The organism is Alteromonas halophila, from assembly GCF_014651815.1.
GTDB classification, from domain to species: Bacteria; Pseudomonadota; Gammaproteobacteria; order Enterobacterales; family Alteromonadaceae; genus Alteromonas; species Alteromonas halophila.
Genome location: NZ_BMXP01000013.1, coordinates 67,192 through 73,351, shown reverse-complemented (window position 1 = coordinate 73,351; position 6,160 = coordinate 67,192). Strand labels below are relative to the sequence as shown.

Below are 6,160 nucleotides of genomic sequence, written 5' to 3'. Positions count from 1 at the left end.
GATCAACTGCTTGTAACTCATGGTGATTACTTCTGTTTGTTTGGCGACTACAGAGTACCACCAACAGGCAGTTGATCTCTTCTCGCCGTTTAACCATGAGTGGTGCACTTATTATCTGAATTCGGGGAACGCTATTTATCCATAATAATATTTCGGAAAGCAGCCAACGAGACTTTCCTTTACAAATGCTAGAGGCGGCCGGAGTTTGCCCGGCCTTTTGCATGCGCCACCAGGTAGTTCGGCTTATGCCGGTTCTGCGGCAGCGCTCAGTCTCACTTATCAAGCGCTCTTCTTCGCCATAAAGCTTTAAAATTCCCGCTCGTTTTTCAAATAGCTCGTTATTCATGTTCGTCTCCCAATTCCACGCGATTCTTTAGTACCCAAGCATCAACTTCTTTTCTCTTGAAAAAGGTTCGCCGTCCCCCAAGCTTGTAACAGGACAGCCCATCCCGCACTTGTTGGCGCAAGAAGTTTGGGCTTAGTGCTGTGTACTGAACACACTCGTCAAATGTCAGGAACTCTTTGCTATTGAGTGCTACTTTGCAAAGTTGGCTTTCAATCACACATCTTATTTCGTTAAATCGTTGATCAGTAAGCATTAGCAATTCTCACTCTGGGAAAATGGGAAATCAGGAATAGCATTACTATTCAATGAGTTATCATTTGGATAAAAGTGGGATAGATCGATATTTTCACCGCATTCTCGGCAAATTTTATCGGGAAAGAATTTGATAAACCGTTCTCCACCTACTTTAAATGTGCGTCGCGCCCCCTCATTAGAAACGGCCCAACCTTTTTGAAGCATGTAATGGACTGTTTGGCTGTATTCATGAGCAACGGACTCTATCACTTCAGATTTGAAAAGCTTTTGTGGGATGTACCAAGCTAGCTCAGACTCTGATTCGAAGAATCCAATGGTTCCATTATGAGATTCGCCTTTAGCACTTAGGCTGTGCCGCCACTTATTAATTAGCTTCGTAAGCTTTTTAATAATTTTCTTACTTTCTGAGTTTTCAGTGCTATTGCGATCATCTAACCAAATTGTTGCTACTTGCTCTAAAGCATCTCTCGCTTCCCCTAAATGCCATGGTAATAGCCCAAGATTAATTGCTATTTCTCCAGCCGCTGCTAACAGAGCAAACTTGTCCAAGACGTTATTAGCTTGGCTTTCGATATTTTTTGGCCAAGGCCACTGTTCCCTAATACTTTTGTACTCATTGATGACTTCATTATTTGGGCAGTCTAACTTCGAGAGAGCTTCCACCCACAATTTAATGAATGATCCGTGATACTTACCTATGCTGGCTGACAAGTACTCAGCAAACTCTTTCGCTGAGGTAAATCCATGAGTATTTTCGAAAGCATCATATTGGCTAAATACTGGGATCTCTACCAGTCGAACTGACTGGCCTGCACTGACACTTTGATTAATATCCAGTAAAAGCTCTTCAAGGGTAAGTTCGCCGGTACTAAGAAATATTGTGCGCCAACGATACCGCTTATCCAGGGCGCCATCTTGCTGACTTCTCAGTTTCGATACGCCATTACACAAGTGATAAATTATCTTGCCAATATCTTGTGCTGGGCACTGCTTAAATTCATCAAGACAAAGCAGCATGTTATTTCGTGCACGAGTTATAGACTCAATACCGTTGGACGTAGAACTCCAAGTCTCCCAGTAGGTATGATCTGAATAGATACTGGCAGCAACTTTCATCACTGTAGACTTACCTGATTTTGAACTTCCAACGAGTTGTATTCCGAAGCTCTCTAAATCTGTCCATCCAATAACGGGTGCCGCTAGAGCAGTGCATACAGCAAGAATCATGATTGGATTGCCTCTGCAGTACTTCCCAATATTTTGTTGCCATTCCAGCAGTGAGCCTGATTCAACTAGGCTGTCACCTGCAAAATCGCCAACATAAACAGCCGGTGTATCGTATTGGCCAATACTCCAATCTGGTGTAACAAATTGACCATCGACCCAACCACTTTGCCTTGCGCTGTAAGCATGGTTATTACAAGGAGTTTCTATTAGGTAGGCTAGAAGAGATTCCCACGAGGTTTTTCCTGGTTTAAGTTGAAAACCAGAGCTAAGCAGCCTTTTTTTATATTTTTTTGCGAAGTTTTCATCAACTTCTCCCATTGGAAGTACTTCACGTATCGGTAAGCCAAAGTAGTTTTTCCACTCAAGAAGCCGCCCAAAGTCGTCTCGCTTATCTTGCGAAGAGACGATAGCTTTAACCTCTATAGGGCCTGATATTTTTTCTTCTTCACCATCCTTGCCAAGCATGTACATCCCGTCTGATTTTGACTTAATCATGCGATTCACCTCTTTCTATTCTGTTTAAAAATGTTGCAAGCAGTAACGATTCGAGCATGGCACGAGGAGGGGCTAGGAGTCCTTCAAAAGCTAGGGTAAGACGAAGCGGGTTTTTCAGGCCCGATGTGGCAAGTGATCCATAAAAGTCAACAAATCACAGACACTTTTTCAACCACTTTTAATCTAAATTGACGTATCAAATGACGCTTTTAACTAGTTTTAAATTCGCTTAAATCGAACAGGTTATTTTTTAACCAGTTAAACTCTGAAAAACTAATTTTGAGTTCATTCAAATTTGGCATGCCAAATTTACTTAAGCTGATAACTGCAGCTGTCGAACTGTCCTGGGACTTTTCAAGTAGAATTAAACCAAGACTGCCAGGCGGCTCACAGGGCTTTGCAGACCTCCCTGAAAGCCGCAACGAATGGGGCTAAGCGTACTGAGCACAACCGGTAACGTTGAGGACTACCTCTGTAAGCGACAATTGCTGCCGGTCCAGCAACGACTTTACGGCGACTATGTGATCTCAAGCTCTAGTGATACAAATTTTTTGGCGTAGATATTTAAGTAAATCATGTAACATGGCGATGTCACGTATGATGCGCTGTTCTAAATTTTTGGCGAAATGAAGGAGAAAGGAAGTAAATATGGACCTCGGATTCTTAGATCGTATTGTCTCAAGTATTGAAGAAGGCAATATATTGGTTTCAGTGATAATAGTTGTAGTAGCTATTATCTTTAACTATAAGAAAATTGCGGATTACCTAGAAGAAAGAAAGCGCGCCAGAATCTTGAAGATATCCGAGGCGCTTGGTTGCGAGCATGTCGAAGGCCTTACGAAAGAGCATTTGAAAGAGGAGCTTGCAACAGAGCACTTCAAAATAGCTACTGGACTGCGACTCGAAAAGGAGTTCAGAGAAGCTATTATTAGCCTACACAAAAAGACAAAAGGAAACCTCGGTTTTTTTCACTTCAAAAGAGCGATGCCACATCTCGAATATAAGTACTCGAATCTGAAGGTAAATCTGACAAGGTTCGACAAAGCAGGGTTTTGGTTCAACTTAGTTTTTGGGTGTATTTTGACGTTTTTGGGGCTAATGACCTTCGTAGTCCCAGCTCAAATCGACAAAATAAGAATAGTTCAAATTTTCATATTTATAGGTTTGGGAGCTTTATTCTTTACTATTGGCTTAATGATGTTGACGCAAACGTTTCCGGTAAGGTCAGCAAAGTTAATACAGGAAGAAATGAAGTCTCTTACTAAATCCTAGTTTCAGTTTGGTATGGGGGCCTGGCGCCCCTCTACATCGGATGCCTTTTGCGCTGTTCAATGAGGGTGCCGCTTAACAACTGCATTGAATGCCAGCTTTCATGTCAAAGAGGACTCCTCGCCGTCCGCCTCGGTCACGTAGCAGGCGATCAAGCTAAAAATCTGGACGGCGGTTATTGGCATATTGCAAACTATAAAGTTTGATAACACTCTGGCATGAAGGGAGTACGATGATGTTAACTTAAAGTATGTGCGATAACTCTCTTTTGAATCGATCAAGACGTTTCGTGGTTCTTATCACCAGGAACATCAGTACCCAGCACACCAAGACTGCATCAGGCGACATAGACTTCCCCTTAACTGAAAATAATTTGGCATGCCAAATTATTCAGTGTGAAATTGGTCATTTTTTATTGGATTTGCTTTTACCTGCAACGTAGAGCACTACAGCCAAGGCGCATATGGTCAATGTAATGCCTGTAATCCAAATTGAAAGTGTCATGATAATTTCTCTGACGGATTATTAATAGTAAGTATCATATAACTCACCGCGCGACTGTGCATCCTCGGCTTCGCTCCGTGTCATACTGTCCCCATCTGCCTGGATGCCACCAAGCCCATCGCCTAGCATGTCAAGCTGCTCCTCATCAGAGTCATTTTCACTATCAAGAGCGGTATCAATTACCACGCCCACTGCAAATTTCGCAGTACCTTTAAGTATTTTTCCAAACATCAAATCCTCCAAATAATTTGGCATGCCAAATTTAACTAAGTATTCCTTAGTATCTGAGAACCATTAAAGCTAAGAAAATCTTAGTTTTCAATAGCAGATGTCTTACACGACTTGAAGACGAATGATGGTTCGCCGTTCCCAAAACGGTTAAAACAAGCACGACTTCAGCAAGGGCTATCTCAAAAAGAGTTAGGAATTCTGGCTGGGATGGATAAATTTGTTGCGTCTGCGCGAATGAACCAATACGAAAAGGGTGTACACACACCGGATTTTAGGACTGTCTTGTCTCTCAGTTCGGTACTAAAGGTGCCAACCGCCTTCTTATTTTGTGTGGAGGACGATTTGGCTCAGAAGATTCTGGTCTGGGGTACTAAAGACTAGAAATTTGGCATGCCAAATTTCTAGCTACCCAGATAGGCATAGGTAATTTTCAGCCGCTCATGCCCCAGCTCTTTGCTGATAGTCTCGCGGGCCGTAGTATCAAGCATATGCTGTGAGGGTGATAGCTCTCTGCGCTTCGGCCCTCCATCGGCGGGGCATTTCCAACCAGTAAGCTCAACATAGCGGTCTCTTGCGTAATGATGACGGAGCCCATGATTTTTGTTGAGTCCAACGCGAACCGTCTCCCTTTCATAAAGCCCTAACTGCGCCACATAATTTTTGTTGGGATCTATGAGTGAACTCTTAGTAACGGCTGCGATATCCATCAGTAGCTGCCGCTGCGAATTATTGGTAATAGGGATTTGCCGCGCTCTGCCTCCTTTTGCCCACGACCCTTTTATTCTGATGTGGTCTCCCTGATGCGCGTAGGACAAATTAAATTTGATGCACTCTTCTCTTCGCAGACCAAACTCCTGCTGTAAGCGAAGAGATAGCTTTATCTGGTCGCTGTTAATTTTGGCGTGTTTCTCCATATCCAGGGTTTTAGATTTACCAATCGGATTGTTTCTTACGCGTGCGATGCCGTAATCATCGTTGCTCCGAGCGACAATATTGGGCTTGTTGATCTTATTTGCTACCCAACGCAGAGCAGACACCCTGTTTTTGATTGTTTTTGCCGCCAGCCCTTCATCCTGCCACCGCTGGACCAGGTGGGTCATATGCTTCGTTTTAAGGCCTGTAGGGTCTTTGAGCTTGTAACCTCGCTCTAATAGCTGAGTCGCGGCCAAATTTAATACTTTAGAACGGGTGTCCCTTGTACTGAAGCTCCCCTCTTTGTGTGTCTCGTTTACCAGTTGGTTGAGTCGGTAACCTAGTTGGCTCATTTCACGTTCCCTTAAGGTAATTTTGAAAGTTCTAGAAAACACCAAACCGAAGACCAGGGGGCGAAATGCCAAAATAGGTAAGTTTTAAAGCCATATGAACGGTACGTAACCGAGCATATTGTCCGAAGACATACAGGCTAACTGATCTAAAGCAACAAAGCTGAGCCGACTGATTTCTGTTGAAATGCAGCTCGGACTACGGTGGTTTATTGATGTGGATATTGCTGGTCGTGGTGACCTATCGTGCTGCGAATGCAGCGCCTCAGAAACGTGTTGTGGGCAGCGTTAGCGCCCGTTTTTTTCTTGCTCTTTCCGAGCTTTAGTAATGATTAAGCTATCACAGCGATCACGGATTGCAACCACTTTTCTGCGCTCTCAAATTTCCATCCCTTTTCTGGCCCTGCAATTTTTGGGAGCGGATTGGTGGTCGAGGCATCATGAGCAGCGGCCTCGACGGGCGACTCTGCGAGTCGTCCCTACCTCTTTCGGGTAGGGACGACTCGTCGCCGATCCGCCTTCACCTCTGAATATCTGCCGAGCAAGTCTTACCTTACAATTCAAGAAAAAA

General features: G+C 43.7%; 6 protein-coding genes. 2 read left to right on the top strand and 4 right to left on the bottom strand.

Annotated elements, in window-relative coordinates; translation table 11 throughout:
• Both IE054_RS16910 and IE054_RS16905 read right to left on the bottom strand, forming a co-directional pair.
• A partial coding sequence (locus tag IE054_RS16910; protein ID WP_189408378.1) for a helix-turn-helix transcriptional regulator occupies positions 1 to 346 on the bottom strand: 346 nt, incomplete at its 3' end.
• A gap of 252 nt (positions 347 to 598) precedes the next feature.
• Complete coding sequence (locus IE054_RS16905) at positions 599 to 2,323, bottom strand: DUF927 domain-containing protein (protein ID WP_189408377.1); 1,725 nt, start codon at positions 2,321 to 2,323, stop codon at positions 599 to 601.
• A gap of 648 nt (positions 2,324 to 2,971) precedes the next feature.
• Here IE054_RS16905 and IE054_RS16900 point away from each other — a divergent pair.
• The gene (locus IE054_RS16900) at positions 2,972 to 3,595 is read left to right on the top strand and encodes a hypothetical protein (RefSeq protein WP_189408375.1); all 624 of its coding nucleotides are present in this window, start codon (positions 2,972 to 2,974) and stop codon (positions 3,593 to 3,595) included.
• A gap of 522 nt (positions 3,596 to 4,117) precedes the next feature.
• Here IE054_RS16900 and IE054_RS16895 read toward each other — a convergent pair.
• Positions 4,118 to 4,327 (bottom strand): hypothetical protein, encoded by a 210-nt coding sequence (locus tag IE054_RS16895; protein WP_189408374.1) that lies wholly within the window; start codon positions 4,325 to 4,327, stop codon positions 4,118 to 4,120.
• A gap of 111 nt (positions 4,328 to 4,438) precedes the next feature.
• Between IE054_RS16895 and IE054_RS16890 the strand changes: the two genes are divergently transcribed.
• The gene (locus IE054_RS16890; protein WP_189408372.1) at positions 4,439 to 4,708 is read left to right on the top strand and encodes a helix-turn-helix domain-containing protein; all 270 of its coding nucleotides are present in this window, start codon (positions 4,439 to 4,441) and stop codon (positions 4,706 to 4,708) included.
• A 20-nt stretch (positions 4,709 to 4,728) separates the two neighbouring features.
• Here IE054_RS16890 and IE054_RS16885 read toward each other — a convergent pair whose 3' ends face one another.
• The gene (locus IE054_RS16885) at positions 4,729 to 5,592 is read right to left on the bottom strand and encodes a phage integrase N-terminal domain-containing protein (protein WP_189408370.1); all 864 of its coding nucleotides are present in this window, start codon (positions 5,590 to 5,592) and stop codon (positions 4,729 to 4,731) included.
• Positions 5,593 to 6,160: the final 568 nt, after the last annotated feature.

Coding starts and splice junctions, on each gene's coding strand:
- IE054_RS16905 (WP_189408377.1), bottom strand. CDS start 2,323: ATGATTAAGTCAAAATCAGACGGGATGTACATGCTTGGCAAGGATGGT.
- IE054_RS16900 (WP_189408375.1), top strand. CDS start 2,972: ATGGACCTCGGATTCTTAGATCGTATTGTCTCAAGTATTGAAGAAGGC.
- IE054_RS16895 (WP_189408374.1), bottom strand. CDS start 4,327: ATGTTTGGAAAAATACTTAAAGGTACTGCGAAATTTGCAGTGGGCGTG.
- IE054_RS16885 (WP_189408370.1), bottom strand. CDS start 5,592: ATGAGCCAACTAGGTTACCGACTCAACCAACTGGTAAACGAGACACAC.